Source organism: Brevibacillus schisleri (genome assembly GCF_055685845.1).
In genome coordinates this window covers 620,001-632,557 of the sequence record NZ_JBVNDM010000001.1, presented here as the reverse complement: position 1 = coordinate 632,557, position 12,557 = coordinate 620,001, and the positions used below count along the sequence as shown (strand labels likewise).

Annotated in this window: 6 protein-coding genes, 15 tRNA genes, 1 rRNA gene and 2 riboswitches (1 of these 24 only partly in view); of the genes, 1 reads left to right on the top strand and 21 read right to left on the bottom strand. The window is 49.0% G+C overall.

Going from position 1 to position 12,557, the window contains the following annotated elements; all coding sequences use genetic code 11:
• Positions 1-165: 165 nt before the first annotated feature.
• Entirely contained in the window at positions 166-1,542 is a 1,377-nt protein-coding gene (locus ACUUHJ_RS03350; RefSeq protein WP_289675987.1) for an NCS2 family permease, read from the bottom strand.
• Positions 1,543-1,720: 178 nt separating this feature from the next.
• Positions 1,721-1,822, bottom strand: a riboswitch (purine riboswitch).
• Between the two features lie 137 nt (positions 1,823-1,959).
• Here ACUUHJ_RS03350 and ACUUHJ_RS03345 point away from each other — a divergent pair.
• Positions 1,960-2,445, top strand: a complete 486-nt coding sequence (locus ACUUHJ_RS03345; RefSeq protein ID WP_289675986.1) for an NTF2 fold immunity protein — start codon at positions 1,960-1,962, stop codon at positions 2,443-2,445.
• A 68-nt stretch (positions 2,446-2,513) separates the two neighbouring features.
• Here ACUUHJ_RS03345 and guaA read toward each other — a convergent pair whose 3' ends face one another.
• From guaA to ACUUHJ_RS03245, 20 genes are all read right to left on the bottom strand, one after another.
• A complete protein-coding gene (gene guaA, locus ACUUHJ_RS03340) occupies positions 2,514-4,052 on the bottom strand; it encodes a glutamine-hydrolyzing GMP synthase (RefSeq protein ID WP_472301136.1) in 1,539 nt (512 codons plus the stop codon).
• Positions 4,053-4,210: 158 nt separating this feature from the next.
• Positions 4,211-4,313, bottom strand: a riboswitch (purine riboswitch).
• 20 nt (positions 4,314-4,333) lie between these two features.
• On the bottom strand, positions 4,334-6,568 hold the full coding sequence (locus ACUUHJ_RS03335; RefSeq protein ID WP_472298235.1) for a transglutaminase TgpA family protein: 2,235 nt from the start codon (positions 6,566-6,568) through the stop codon (positions 4,334-4,336).
• 4 nt (positions 6,569-6,572) lie between these two features.
• Complete coding sequence (locus tag ACUUHJ_RS03330) at positions 6,573-7,778, bottom strand: DUF58 domain-containing protein (RefSeq protein WP_472298234.1); 1,206 nt, start codon at positions 7,776-7,778, stop codon at positions 6,573-6,575.
• Between the two features lie 14 nt (positions 7,779-7,792).
• Positions 7,793-8,746 carry an AAA family ATPase gene (locus ACUUHJ_RS03325; protein WP_289675983.1) on the bottom strand — a complete coding sequence of 318 codons (954 nt, stop codon included), beginning with the start codon at positions 8,744-8,746 and terminating at the stop codon, positions 7,793-7,795.
• 196 nt (positions 8,747-8,942) lie between these two features.
• Positions 8,943-9,019 (bottom strand) — tRNA-Arg (locus ACUUHJ_RS03320).
• Positions 9,020-9,026: 7 nt separating this feature from the next.
• Positions 9,027-9,102, bottom strand: a tRNA-Gly gene (locus ACUUHJ_RS03315).
• A 51-nt stretch (positions 9,103-9,153) separates the two neighbouring features.
• A tRNA-Leu gene (locus ACUUHJ_RS03310) sits at positions 9,154-9,235 on the bottom strand.
• A gap of 68 nt (positions 9,236-9,303) precedes the next feature.
• A tRNA-Lys gene (locus ACUUHJ_RS03305) sits at positions 9,304-9,379 on the bottom strand.
• A 5-nt stretch (positions 9,380-9,384) separates the two neighbouring features.
• Positions 9,385-9,459: transfer RNA gene (locus ACUUHJ_RS03300), tRNA-Gln, on the bottom strand.
• 4 nt (positions 9,460-9,463) lie between these two features.
• Positions 9,464-9,539, bottom strand: a tRNA-Thr gene (locus ACUUHJ_RS03295).
• Positions 9,540-9,557: 18 nt separating this feature from the next.
• A tRNA-Phe gene (locus tag ACUUHJ_RS03290) sits at positions 9,558-9,633 on the bottom strand.
• 35 nt (positions 9,634-9,668) lie between these two features.
• Positions 9,669-9,745 (bottom strand) — tRNA-Asp (locus ACUUHJ_RS03285).
• 5 nt (positions 9,746-9,750) lie between these two features.
• Positions 9,751-9,827: transfer RNA gene (locus ACUUHJ_RS03280), tRNA-Met, on the bottom strand.
• A gap of 78 nt (positions 9,828-9,905) precedes the next feature.
• Positions 9,906-9,981: transfer RNA gene (locus ACUUHJ_RS03275), tRNA-Val, on the bottom strand.
• Between the two features lie 33 nt (positions 9,982-10,014).
• Positions 10,015-10,088, bottom strand: a tRNA-Glu gene (locus tag ACUUHJ_RS03270).
• Between the two features lie 14 nt (positions 10,089-10,102).
• Positions 10,103-10,187: transfer RNA gene (locus ACUUHJ_RS03265), tRNA-Leu, on the bottom strand.
• 8 nt (positions 10,188-10,195) lie between these two features.
• Positions 10,196-10,272, bottom strand: a tRNA-Met gene (locus ACUUHJ_RS03260).
• A 24-nt stretch (positions 10,273-10,296) separates the two neighbouring features.
• Positions 10,297-10,387 (bottom strand) — tRNA-Ser (locus ACUUHJ_RS03255).
• Positions 10,388-10,394: 7 nt separating this feature from the next.
• Positions 10,395-10,470: transfer RNA gene (locus ACUUHJ_RS03250), tRNA-Asn, on the bottom strand.
• A 53-nt stretch (positions 10,471-10,523) separates the two neighbouring features.
• Positions 10,524-12,557 (bottom strand): 23S ribosomal RNA (locus tag ACUUHJ_RS03245); it runs 895 nt beyond the window's last position.

The following is a 12,557-nucleotide window of genomic DNA, read 5'->3' as shown; positions in this document are numbered from 1 at the left end:
AATTTCCGAAGATACAAACGCTCTACGTGTGGTGATGCTGTTGAAGGAACATGTTTAGACCTGTCATGGGAATCGGTCCATCCTTCCGTGAAAAAAGATTTTTCCTATCATAGCGCAAAAAAAGCTCCCCGTCCAGTAGACGAAGAGCCTCATTCCCAAATAATCCTATTCGCGCAACCAGATGAAGTACGCCAGGAAGACAAAGAACAGCACATACATCGCCGGATGCACTTCGCGAGCCTTGCCCTTCATTACCTTCATCACCGGATAAACGATGAAGCCTGTCGCAATACCTGTTGCAATACTGTAAGTCAATGGCATCAACAAAATCGTCAGGAACGCAGGGAACGCTTCATCCAGGTCATCCCAAGCCACTTTTGCAATGTGAGAAGCCATCAGAACACCGACGATAATGAGCGCTGGTGCCGTAACCGCAGGTGTGACAATCGCAAGAAGCGGTGAGAAGAACAACGCCAGCAGGAACATAATCCCTGTGACAACTGCGGTAAATCCGGAGCGCCCGCCTGCCGCTACCCCTGCTGTCGACTCAACGTAAGCTGTAGTGGTAGATGTACCGAGTACCGCACCTGCCATACCTGCAATTGCATCGGAAGCGAGTGCTTTTCCTGGACGTGGCAAGTTACCGTCTTCGCGGAGCAATCCCGCTTGGCTCGCTACACCCAAGAGCGTACCTGTGGCATCAAAAAAGTCTACAAACAAGAATGTCAACACAACAATCAGCATGTTCACGGTGAACAAAGCGGATGGATCACCGAGATATTGGAACGCAGCACCGAAAGTAGGAGCAAGGCTCGGTGGTGCAGAAACGACTTGCTCAGGCAGATTCACCAGTCCGAAAAACATCCCGGTAATCGCCGTAATCAACATCCCGATAAAGATACCTGCATTGACTTTGCGAGACAGCAGAATGACCGTCACGATCAGACCAAACACAGCAAGCAATGCATTTTTCGCTGCCAAAATTGCTTCCGGCTTCATGCCCTCGTGATAGAAGGTCAGATGTCCCAGTGCTACAAAGGTGGCTTCATTGGCTACGATGATACCTGCGTTTTTCAAACCGATAAACGCGATAAAAAGTCCAATCCCTGCCGAAACTGCGTACTTCAAGCTTTGTGGAATCGCTTTGATGATCGCTTCACGAACCCCTGTCAGGGACAGAATCAAAAAGATCGTACAAGAAAGGAATACGCCAGCCAAAGCCTGTTGCCAAGGAATTTGCATCGTCAGAACGACGGTATAAGTAAAAAATGCGTTCAATCCCATTCCCGGGGCTTGACCGATCGGCAAACGTCCAAAAATACCCATTAACAGTGTACCGAGAGCAGCAGCCAACGCCGTTGCAGTAAAGACAGACCCAAATGCAGGATAGTTTGCTTTCAAATCTGGCGGCAGATCCGCACCACTGAGAATGAATGGATTAACAGCCAAAATATATGCCATTGCCAAAAAAGTAGTGATACCCGCGATGATTTCACGACGGTAATTGGTGCCTAGCTTGTCAAACTCGAAATACTTCCGCACCTATAAGTCCCCCCATACTAATCTTGTTGCAAAAAATAGTCTAACTGTTTTTTGCCGACCGTAAACGAAAAACGTCGAGACGTTTTTCACACAAAAAAGGCCCGGACGCTCTTATCATGCGCCTGGCCGTCAAACAAAACACTTCGGGAATAATTCCAAATATAATAACAAAATCAGATCCCGATGACATTTTGTTCGTAGCAAGGTCGTTAACGGCGACCATGTAGAAACTCTTGAGCCATATTCTCAAGAATATACGAACCTTCCTATATTACCTGCTCACATTGAGAAGTGTATCAGGTGGCATAGGGAATGTCAACGAAAATACGAACATTCATTTTTAAATGGAGTTTAATATCCGGATATTTTCCTAGAAGGCCTGTGTTATACTTCATAACTAGATGGAGGAGATCCAAAATGAGCTATATGGATGCTTGGGAGCAAATAATAGCGGAGCAGGAACGAGAACGTGATCGGCTTCGCATCAATCGAATCTCCGTACGGGTCGACGATAAGAAAAAGAGCAAGCACAACGTTCATCAAAAGGAAAAGGTCATCGAATATGGCTTTGTGGAACGTGATTTGTATGATGAGAATTTAATTGGGAGGTTTGAACTCTATTTCGCTGATCGTGACACTCTTCTCCAGCAAGATCGGTTTGGAGATGAATTTGCTTTTGGTGAGCTTACAGATGAACATGCAGTTGCAACGGCAATCTTCTCCTATTTAGCGGAGCACTATTCTCAGTTTTTGGAGGAAACTCCCTTCGCTATTAGCTACAACCCTATTGCAGAAGCTTGGATTATTGAAGGAACGCTTCCTCCGGGATGGCTAGGCGGGGTCATTTATATTGCTCTTGCAAAAGAAAATGGAAAACTTCTCATGATGTACGGAACGAAATAATTCTTGATCATAAAAAAACTCTCTTTTATTCGCAAATCACGCAAATAAAAGAGAGTCATTTTTTGCTTCTATTCCCACTCAATCGTTGCTGGTGGTTTGGACGTTACATCATACACAATGCGGTTTACATTGTCTACTTCATTCACGATACGCACAGAGATTTTCTCCAATACATCCCACGGAATACGTGCCCAGTCAGCAGTCATACCATCAATGGACGTTACCGCACGAATCCCTACGGTGTAAGAATACGTACGAACATCTCCCATTACACCTACGGTCGTCATGTTTGGCAAAGCCGTGAAGTACTGCCAGATTTCCCGATCAAGACCTGCCTTGGCAATCTCCTCACGCAAGATCGCATCGGATTCACGAACGATCTTCAGTTTTTCTTCCGTCACTTCACCCAAAACACGAATGCCGAGGCCTGGTCCTGGGAATGGCTGACGCCAAACAATCTCATCTGGCAAGCCCAACTCGTTACCCAGTTTGCGTACTTCGTCTTTGAACAATGTTTTCAATGGTTCAATCAACGTGAACTTCATGTCTTCTGGCAAACCGCCTACGTTGTGGTGCGATTTGATCGTTTGTGCAGTAGCTGTTCCGCTCTCTACGATATCGGTGTACAGCGTACCTTGTGCCAAGAAGTCCATATCTGTCAGCTTCGCTGCTTCCTCATCGAATACATAAATGAACTCGTTACCGATGATTTTGCGCTTTTGCTCTGGGTCAGATACACCTTTGAGCTTGCTCATAAAACGCTCGCGAGCATCGATCTTGATCACTTTCATGGAGAATTTCTCACCGAATGTCTCCATTACCCCTTCTGCTTCCCCTTGGCGCAGAAGACCGTGGTCAACGAACATGCATGTCAATTGATCGCCAATCGCTTTGTGAATCAGCGCTGCTACTACGGAAGAATCCACACCGCCGCTCAACGCACACAGTACTTGCTTGTTGCCGACTGTTTCACGAATGCGAACCAGCTCGTCCTCGATGAACGTCGTCATGCTCCAATTCGCTTCACATCCACAAATGTTGAACAGGAAGTTTCCGATGAACTCTGTACCTTTTTGGGTATGAACTACTTCTGGATGGAACTGTACGCCGTACAGCTGGCGCTCAATGTTGCTGATTGCAGCTACCGGGCAGCTGTCACTTACTGCATCAATGACAAATCCGGTTGGGAGCTCCACTACTTTGTCAGAGTGGCTCATCCACACGATTTCGCTTGTATCCCATTTGTCGTACAAGCCATGTTTTTGCTGCATACGCAGTTCAGCTTTTCCGTACTCGCGTTTACCCGCGCGTTCTACTTTTCCGCCCGTCAAATGGCTCATCAACTGCATTCCGTAGCAAATACCCAATACAGGCAAGCCCAGATCAAAAATTGCAGGGTCTACAGTTGGTGCTCCCTCTTCGTACACGCTAGCAGGTCCGCCAGAGAAAATAATCCCTTTTGGATTCATCTCTTTAATCTTTTCAACAGGTGTATTGAACGGAATCAGTTCACTATATACACCCAGATCGCGTACACGGCGCGCGATCAACTGATTGTACTGGCCTCCGAAATCGAGTACGACGACCATTTCCATTGACTTGTCCATCATATCCCCCTTCTCCTGTAACATACAGGACGTGCAAGTGTCGGCATGCCATGCGAAGTTGTCGCATATTTGCAAAAAAGCCGGGACTGCTATCTCCGATAAACAATACGGAGGCAACGTCCCAGCTTGTGTACACATGTGCGGTTTGCATGTACAAAAATCCGATGTGCTCTCCTCGTAGTCGCCAAATTTACGGTCTAGCGGTAGAAACTTTCAGGCCCTATTCCTGATCATTATACGAGTCTCATTGATCGTCATTCTAGCAGATGGAACGGCATTGTTCAAGGCTTCAATTGACGGATTAACCGTTCGAGTATTTGCTCTGCTATTGTTCTCGCATTTTGTTCCATTTGTTTATAGCCATACACGGTACGTTCGTACAGCTCCGTCAAATAGCGCAGGTCTTGTCGCTTGTCTGCCGGCAGGGTCATCCTGCCCACGTACTCCCGCAACGTTTCTCCTGGCTGTCTGCGCGTGTAGACTCGCTCCATCATTCGCATTAGCAAATGGTACCGATCCGGGAACTCACTGCTTCTCTCTTGATTCAGTTGCCTACGCATCCACCATAGCTGGATGTCTTGTTTGCGGCGCCATACGATAATTCCTGCCGCGACAACGACTACAGCCAATCCTGCGTTTACTTGCCAAGGAATTTTAATCCCACTACCTGCTGGGCTGTCGCCCTCTTCCAACTCATTGAAACGTCCATTCCCACGATCGCTGTCCGTTTGATTCGCCATGTTTGGCAACGGAACAGGGATCTCCGGCTTTGAGGTGACCAGATCATAATTAAAACGAACAGGTGACATGAATGTACTCGTCGCTTCAAACGGAACCCAACCAATCCCCGGGAAGTATACCTCTACCCACGAGTGAGCATCTTTGTTGCGCACTTCTACAGTCTCGTAGTTAAACGCATCCGTTCCCACTCGTTCACCAGGTGCAAAGCCCTTGACCCAACGTGTCGGGATATCCAGAGTACGAAGCATAATCGCCATCGAAGTAGAAAAATGGTCACAGTACCCTCGAAGGCTGTCAAACAAGAAGTGATCGACAAAATCCTGACCTTCTGGAGCGACAGGAACGTCCTTCGTTTCATACTTATATTTTCCACTTGAGCGCAAGTAATTCTCGATCGCTCTCACTTTGTCATAAGGAGTCTTCGCATCCTTGGTAATCGTTGCAGCGAGCTCTCTTACTCGCGGAGGAACCGAAGCTGGCACTTGCAAGTAGCGCTCTTTGATATCATCCGGATAATTCGTCCCCGCATTCGTCACGGCCTTTTCACTGACAATCGGTACTTCTGTCTCGACCTTGTATTGATTCAGTTTGAGCAAAAGCGGATTGGGGCCGTACTCTGGCCGACCGTTTTTCTCGCTCAGCTGAACCAAGTTGATTTTTCCCGCCCGTACTTCGAGCTGCTGATTCATTTTGTCATAAACAACGGTTGCCTCTGGTGGTGCATAATTGCTCACCTTTTTCAGCTGACCTTGATAAAAGACAGTCGGGAATTGCTGCGGGCCTTTAAATTCTAATGTAGCTTGAACCTTCTTCGTTTCAAGCCCTTGGAACAGCGTATTCTCCCATGTATAGGTTTGCGGGTCCAGGATTGACTCATACTCTCTATCGCCTTTTTCCCAGCCAACTCCCGTATACACGTCCTTCGAGTCACCGCGCCAATAGCTGTGCTCGTTCGTCTTTGCAATAAACACTAATGTGTTATCTTGCAGGAAAGGACCGCCCAACCGTTCATCGTTGTTGTCGTATCCTACTTTTTTCATCACACCAACAGGGGTATCGTTCCCTTTCCCTGTTAAAAAGGCGATCGGATCTGGCCATGCCGGTCCTGACTTCGGTGCAGCATAACCGATGCTAATGCAAGCCATAATGACCAACACCGAAGCCAGAAGGGAGTTGAGCATGATTCGGCTTCTCTTCCCTGCCAGTGTTGCCATGTTCATCATCTTCATCAGGTGGCTAATGGCCAGCATCAGGAAACCAATAATCAGCGTCCGTACAACCCCTGCACTGGCATCATACGGGAGAAAGGTATCCAACACAGCCAAATACAGTTCCGTCAAAAAGACAAACCATAAGCCTTGCCGTTGTTCCAGCACGAGGTACGTTAACATCGTCGCTAACAGCACCAGGACGAGATCAAACATTGTATTCCGCGACAAGACCGACATGCTGGCCCAGTCCTGTTGAAACGCTAACGGAAGATCGTGAATCATCTGCCCGTACAATTGACCAATCCATTGCGAGTCAAAAAACGGTTTGTCAAATAAAGTAACATGCAAAAGCACCATTAACCCCAGTGCCTTGATCGGCAGGGTTAACCACCGATAAGGAATCAACAGGTCAATGATAATGACTCCACCCACAATTGCATAAAACGGCCACAGAATGCCAGTATCGGTTAATGTCTGTAGAGGAATCAGCCACTCTCGTAACATCAGGAACAGAAAAAGGGCCAAGACCCATTCCCAAATCGTTGGACGCCTCCAAACGCTCATGAGTCTATGCACCTCCAATCCGTTTCCACTCTTGATCATCCATGTGAATAGACGTACATGTTACTTTGTTTGCGCCAAGCAGCTGCAACACTTGTTTTTGTTCATGCGAAATGGTTGACTCGTTCTGCATGAGAAACAACTGCACCCGTCTGCCTTTTTGGGCGAGTGTGACCAAACGACTGATCAACGTTTTTTCTACATGCGGTGTAATAATAATCAAAGTGACACCTTGAGGTTGCTCCAATGCTTCTCTTCCCACAATTCTTGCAAATAACTCTTGTCCTTCTGGCGCGACACGAGCTAATTGATCAAAAACTCTGAGGAAATGGGCATGGGATAGACCTGGTGGTATCGATATGCGATCTGTTTGTTTGTACACGAGTCCATAATGGTATTGATTCCGATTGGCATAAGCGATCAGACTGGCGGCCAGCTTCACCGCTGTTTCGAACAAGTGCACAGGCTTCCCATGGTAGCTCGCCTTCTCCACATCAAGGAAAAAGACAGCTTGATTCATTGCCTGATGCTCAAATTCCTTCGTCTTCAGACCCGTCCCCCGTGCAGAAGCTCGCCAATGAATTTGGCTCAACCGATCGCCCCGATGATAGTCTCTTACGCCCCGTACTGCTGCAACGTCATCAGAGCGCCGATGGGAAACATGCACCGTCCCACTGAAGCTCCCATCACCCAGGGCCCAATGGGTCAATTCTTTGTATTTTGGATAAACGAGAAACTCCTGAGAAATCGAATAAACTTTGCGGCGCTCAAAAAAACCAAAGAAATCCCCGCCGCTCACTACACATTCATCGAGACGATAATATCCCCTCGGTACATTAGGTATGACATAACGAAACTCGACTTCCCTTTTGAACCACGGGAATATCAGTTGTCGATGCGGCTCATACACGCCAGCCAGCCTCGCCGGCAAAGGCTCCATAATCATATTCCAGCCCAGCGGAAACCAAATCCTCCGGCGCAAACGAATCGTTACAATGACATCTTCCCCATCCTGCAGACGATTGCGATCTAGTTCACGCTCGACTTCTAGCTTCGTGAACATGAGTACATAAGCGACAATTTCATACAGGAGAAACACCAAACTACTATAGAAAAGAAACCAGCTTGAGAAGCCACCTTGAAATTTTGCGAATACATAAGTGACCAGAACTAATGCAATCGCCTTGAGCTTACCCCACCTTTGCTGTCTCATCTGCAATCACCGCCTTAGCTTACCGGGACACGGGTCTCAGACAAGATCATAGCCAACACCCGATCTACGGTTGCTCCTTCCAGTCTTGCTTCTGGTTTCACAATCATACGGTGTGCAAACACTACTGGAACGAGTTCCTTCACGTCATCTGGAATGACATAATCACGTCCACGGACGAATGCCAATGCCTGAACAGCCCGGAAAAGAGCAAGAGAACCGCGCGGGCTCACGCCTAGATAAATATGATGATGCTCACGCGTACGATGACATAGACGCACGATGTATTCTTTTATTCCTTCCGATACCTTGATCGCTGATACCTGGCGTTGAAGTTCCGCAAGCTCGGCGGTGGTCATAACCGGCTGAAGCTCTTCCAATGGATTCGCTGCCGAGAATCTAGACAGCATCCGCATTTCTTCCTCTACCGTTGGATATCCCAAGCTTACTTGCATAATAAATCGGTCCAATTGAGCTTCAGGTAATGGGAAGGTCCCTTCATACTCTAATGGGTTTTGCGTAGCCATCACAAAAAACGGCTCTGCCAATCGATACGTAGCACCATCAATTGTTACCGAGCGCTCTTCCATGGCTTCTAAGAGTGCGGATTGTGTTTTCGGCGAAGTCCGATTAATTTCGTCTGCAAGAATGACATTTGCAAAAATCGGCCCTTGACGGAACTCAAACTCCAAACTTTTTTGGTTAAAGATAGCAACCCCTGTCACATCCGTTGGCAACAAATCAGGGGTAAATTGAATACGTTTAAACTCACCGCTGATTGATTTGGACAATGCCCGTACCATCATGGTCTTCCCAACGCCTGGTACATCTTCGAGCAAAACGTGACCATTCGCTAGAACAGCCGCTACCACCAGCTCAATCGCAGAGCGTTTACCAATCAGTACTTTTTCTATATTATCGATTAAACTAGCTATTGCAGGATTTACTTGTTCCAATTTGATAGGGTTCATCTTGATACAACTCCTGTTCCATGATATTCTGCCGCAGGTTTGTAACAGCTGTTCCTCCATGCTTTCAGTGTAATTCTAAAGTAATGGATGCAAATAGGAGATACAAGGAAAAAATGCTTAAAATTTGAAAAAATACACAAGTTATTACAAAAAAAAGAGTAGGATCTATTCCTACTCTTCGGTTTCATATGAAATATGGCGTGCCCTGAGAGATTCGAACTCCCGACCTTTTGATTCGTAGTCAAACGCTCTATCCAGCTGAGCTAAGGGCACAAATAAATGGAGCGGACGAAGGGTCTCGAACCCTCGACCTTCGCCTTGGCAAGGCGACGCTCTACCAATTGAGCTACGTCCGCATGTTACATCTTATGAGGTTTGTACTAAGAGCAAAGCTTTCTGTCATAGTATGGTGCGGGTGAAGGGACTTGAACCCCCACGGTTGCCCGCCAGAACCTAAATCTGGTGCGTCTGCCATTCCGCCACACCCGCATTTTACTTAGAACAGAAAAGGCATTGCTATTACTATCACACAGCTTTGCTTGTTCAGCTAAAAAAACTGGTGAGCCATGAAGGACTCGAACCTTCGACCCTCTGATTAAAAGTCAGATGCTCTACCAACTGAGCTAATGGCTCGAAAATGGCTGGGGTACTAGGATTTGAACCTAGGAATGACGGAGTCAAAGTCCGTTGCCTTACCGCTTGGCTATACCCCAAAGGTGGTGCCGGCAATAGGACTTGAACCCACAACCCCCTGATTACAAGTCAGGTGCTCTACCAATTGAGCTATACCGGCGCTGTTAAATTTAACTAGTGGTGGCTCGGGACGGAATCGAACCGCCGACACGAGGATTTTCAGTCCTCTGCTCTACCGACTGAGCTACCGAGCCATTTATGATTGATCTTCGCCATTCTTTAAGAAAAATGGCGGAGCTGACGGGACTCGAACCCGCGACCTCCGGTGTGACAGACCGGCGTGAACTCCAACTTCACCACAGCTCCATATTTGGTTGCGGGAGCAGGATTTGAACCTGCGACCTTCGGGTTATGAGCCCGACGAGCTACCGAGCTGCTCCATCCCGCGATAGTCAGGACGACTGAGTGTCAGTGTTGCCACAGGACGTGGCGCTTTTAGCTGACCTTCCTTGTCCTTTGATATAAGTGGTGGAGGCTGACGGGATCGAACCGCCGACCCTCTGCTTGTAAGGCAGATGCTCTCCCAGCTGAGCTAAGCCTCCAAATCACCTACAAGATGTAGGGATTTTTCTAAGTGACCCGTAGGGGATTCGAACCCCTGTATGACAGCGTGAAAGGCTGCTGTGTTAAACCGCTTCACCAACGGGCCAAGATTATGAAGTATGGTGCGGTCGGCGAGACTCGAACTCGCACGGGTCGCCCCGCCACCCCCTCAAGATGGTGTGTCTGCCAATTCCACCACGACCGCAGCTAATATGGTAGCGGCGGAGGGAATCGAACCCCCGACCTTTCGGGTATGAACCGAACGCTCTAACCAGCTGAGCTACACCGCCATAAAGCTATGAGATTAAAACATATGGCGGAGAGTGAGGGATTCGAACCCTCGCTACGCTTGCGCATACTAACGGTTTAGCAAACCGTCCCCTTCGGCCTCTTGGGTAACTCTCCGTATATATGGCTCCTCGGGACGGACTCGAACCGCCGACCGATCGGTTAACAGCCGATTGCTCTACCAACTGAGCTACCGAGGAACGTTGAAGGATTTATTCCTTCAAAACTGAATACGCATGATTGCTAAGAGTGTGTGGATAAGTCCTCGACCGATTAGTATTCGTCAGCTCCACGCGTTACCGCGCTTCCACACCGAACCTATCAACCTCATCGTCTATGAGGGGTCTTACCAGCTTGCGCTGTGGGAAGTCTCATCTTGGAGGGGGCTTCACGCTTAGATGCTTTCAGCGCTTATCCCGTCCGCACATAGCTACCCAGCTGTGCCACTGGCGTGACAACTGGTGCACCAGCGGTGCGTCCATCCCGGTCCTCTCGTACTAAGGACAGCTCTCCTCAAACTTCCTACGCCCGCGACAGATAGGGACCGAACTGTCTCACGACGTTCTGAACCCAGCTCGCGTACCGCTTTAATGGGCGAACAGCCCAACCCTTGGGACCTACTTCAGCCCCAGGATGCGATGAGCCGACATCGAGGTGCCAAACCTCCCCGTCGATGTGGACTCTTGGGGGAGATAAGCCTGTTATCCCCAGGGTAGCTTTTATCCGTTGAGCGATGGCCCTTCCATGCGGAACCACCGGATCACTAAGCCCGACTTTCGTCCCTGCTCGACTTGTAGGTCTCGCAGTCAAGCTCCCTTCTGCCTTTACACTCTACGAATGATTTCCGACCATTCTGAGGGAACCTTTGGGCGCCTCCGTTACCTTTTAGGAGGCGACCGCCCCAGTCAAACTGCCCACCTGGCATGGTCCTCTCGCCCGATAAGGGCGACGAGTTAGAAACTCCGTACATCAAGGGTGGTATCCCACCGACAGCTCCACAGAGGCTGGCGCCCCTGCTTCTCAGCTTCCCACCTATCCTGTACATGATGCACAAAGTTCCAATACCAGGCTACAGTAAAGCTCCATGGGGTCTTTCCGTCTTGTCGCGGGTAACCTGCATCTTCACAGGTATTATGATTTCACCGGGTCTCTTGCCGAGACAGCGCCCAAGTCGTTACGCCTTTCGTGCGGGTCGGAACTTACCCGACAAGGAATTTCGCTACCTTAGGACCGTTATAGTTACGGCCGCCGTTTACTGGGGCTTCGGTTCAAAGCTTCGCTTGCGCTAACTCATCCCCTTAACCTTCCAGCACCGGGCAGGCGTCAGCCCCTATACTTCGCCTTGCGGCTTCGCAGAGACCTGTGTTTTTGCTAAACAGTCGCTTGGGCCTTTTCACTGCGGCCCCCTCGGGCTATTAACCCTACCGAGGCGCCCCTTCTCCCGAAGTTACGGGGCCATTTTGCCGAGTTCCTTAGCAAGAGTTATCCCGCGCACCTTAGGATTCTCTCCTCGCCTACCTGTGTCGGTTTGCGGTACGGGCACCTTGTTCCTCGCTAGACGCTTTTCTTGGCAGTGTGAAATCAGGGACTTCGGTACTAAAATTTCCCTCGCCATCACAGCTCATGCTTCACGGTGTGCGGATTTGCCTACACACCACACTCACTGCTTGGACGGCCATCCAGTAGGCCGCTCACCCTATCCTCCTGCGTCACGCCATTGCTCAAGCGGAACAGAGGTGGTACAGGAATATCAACCTGTTGTCCATCGCCTACGCCTTTCGGCCTCAGCTTAGGTCCCGACTAACCCTGGGAGGACGAGCCTTCCCCAGGAAACCTTAGGCTTTCGGTGGACAAGATTCTCACTTGTCTTTTCGCTACTTACACCGGCATTCTCACTTCCAAGCGCTCCACCGCTCTTTCCAGTACGGCTTCACTGCTGCTTGGAACGCTCCCCTACCCAGTCCGTAAGGACTGCCATAGCTTCGGTGATACGTTTAGCCCCGTTACATTTTCCGCGCAGAGTCACTCGACCAGTGAGCTATTACGCACTCTTTAAATGGTGGCTGCTTCTAAGCCAACATCCTGGTTGTCTGGGCAACTCCACATCGTTTCCCACTTAACGTATACTTGGGGACCTTAGCTGATGGTCTGGGCTGTTTCCCTTTTGACGATGGATCTTAGCACTCACCGTCTGACTCCCGGACATAAGTCATTGGCATTCGGAGTTTGACTGAGTTCGGTAACCCGATGAGGGCCCCTAGCCCAATCAGTGCTCTACCTCCAAGAC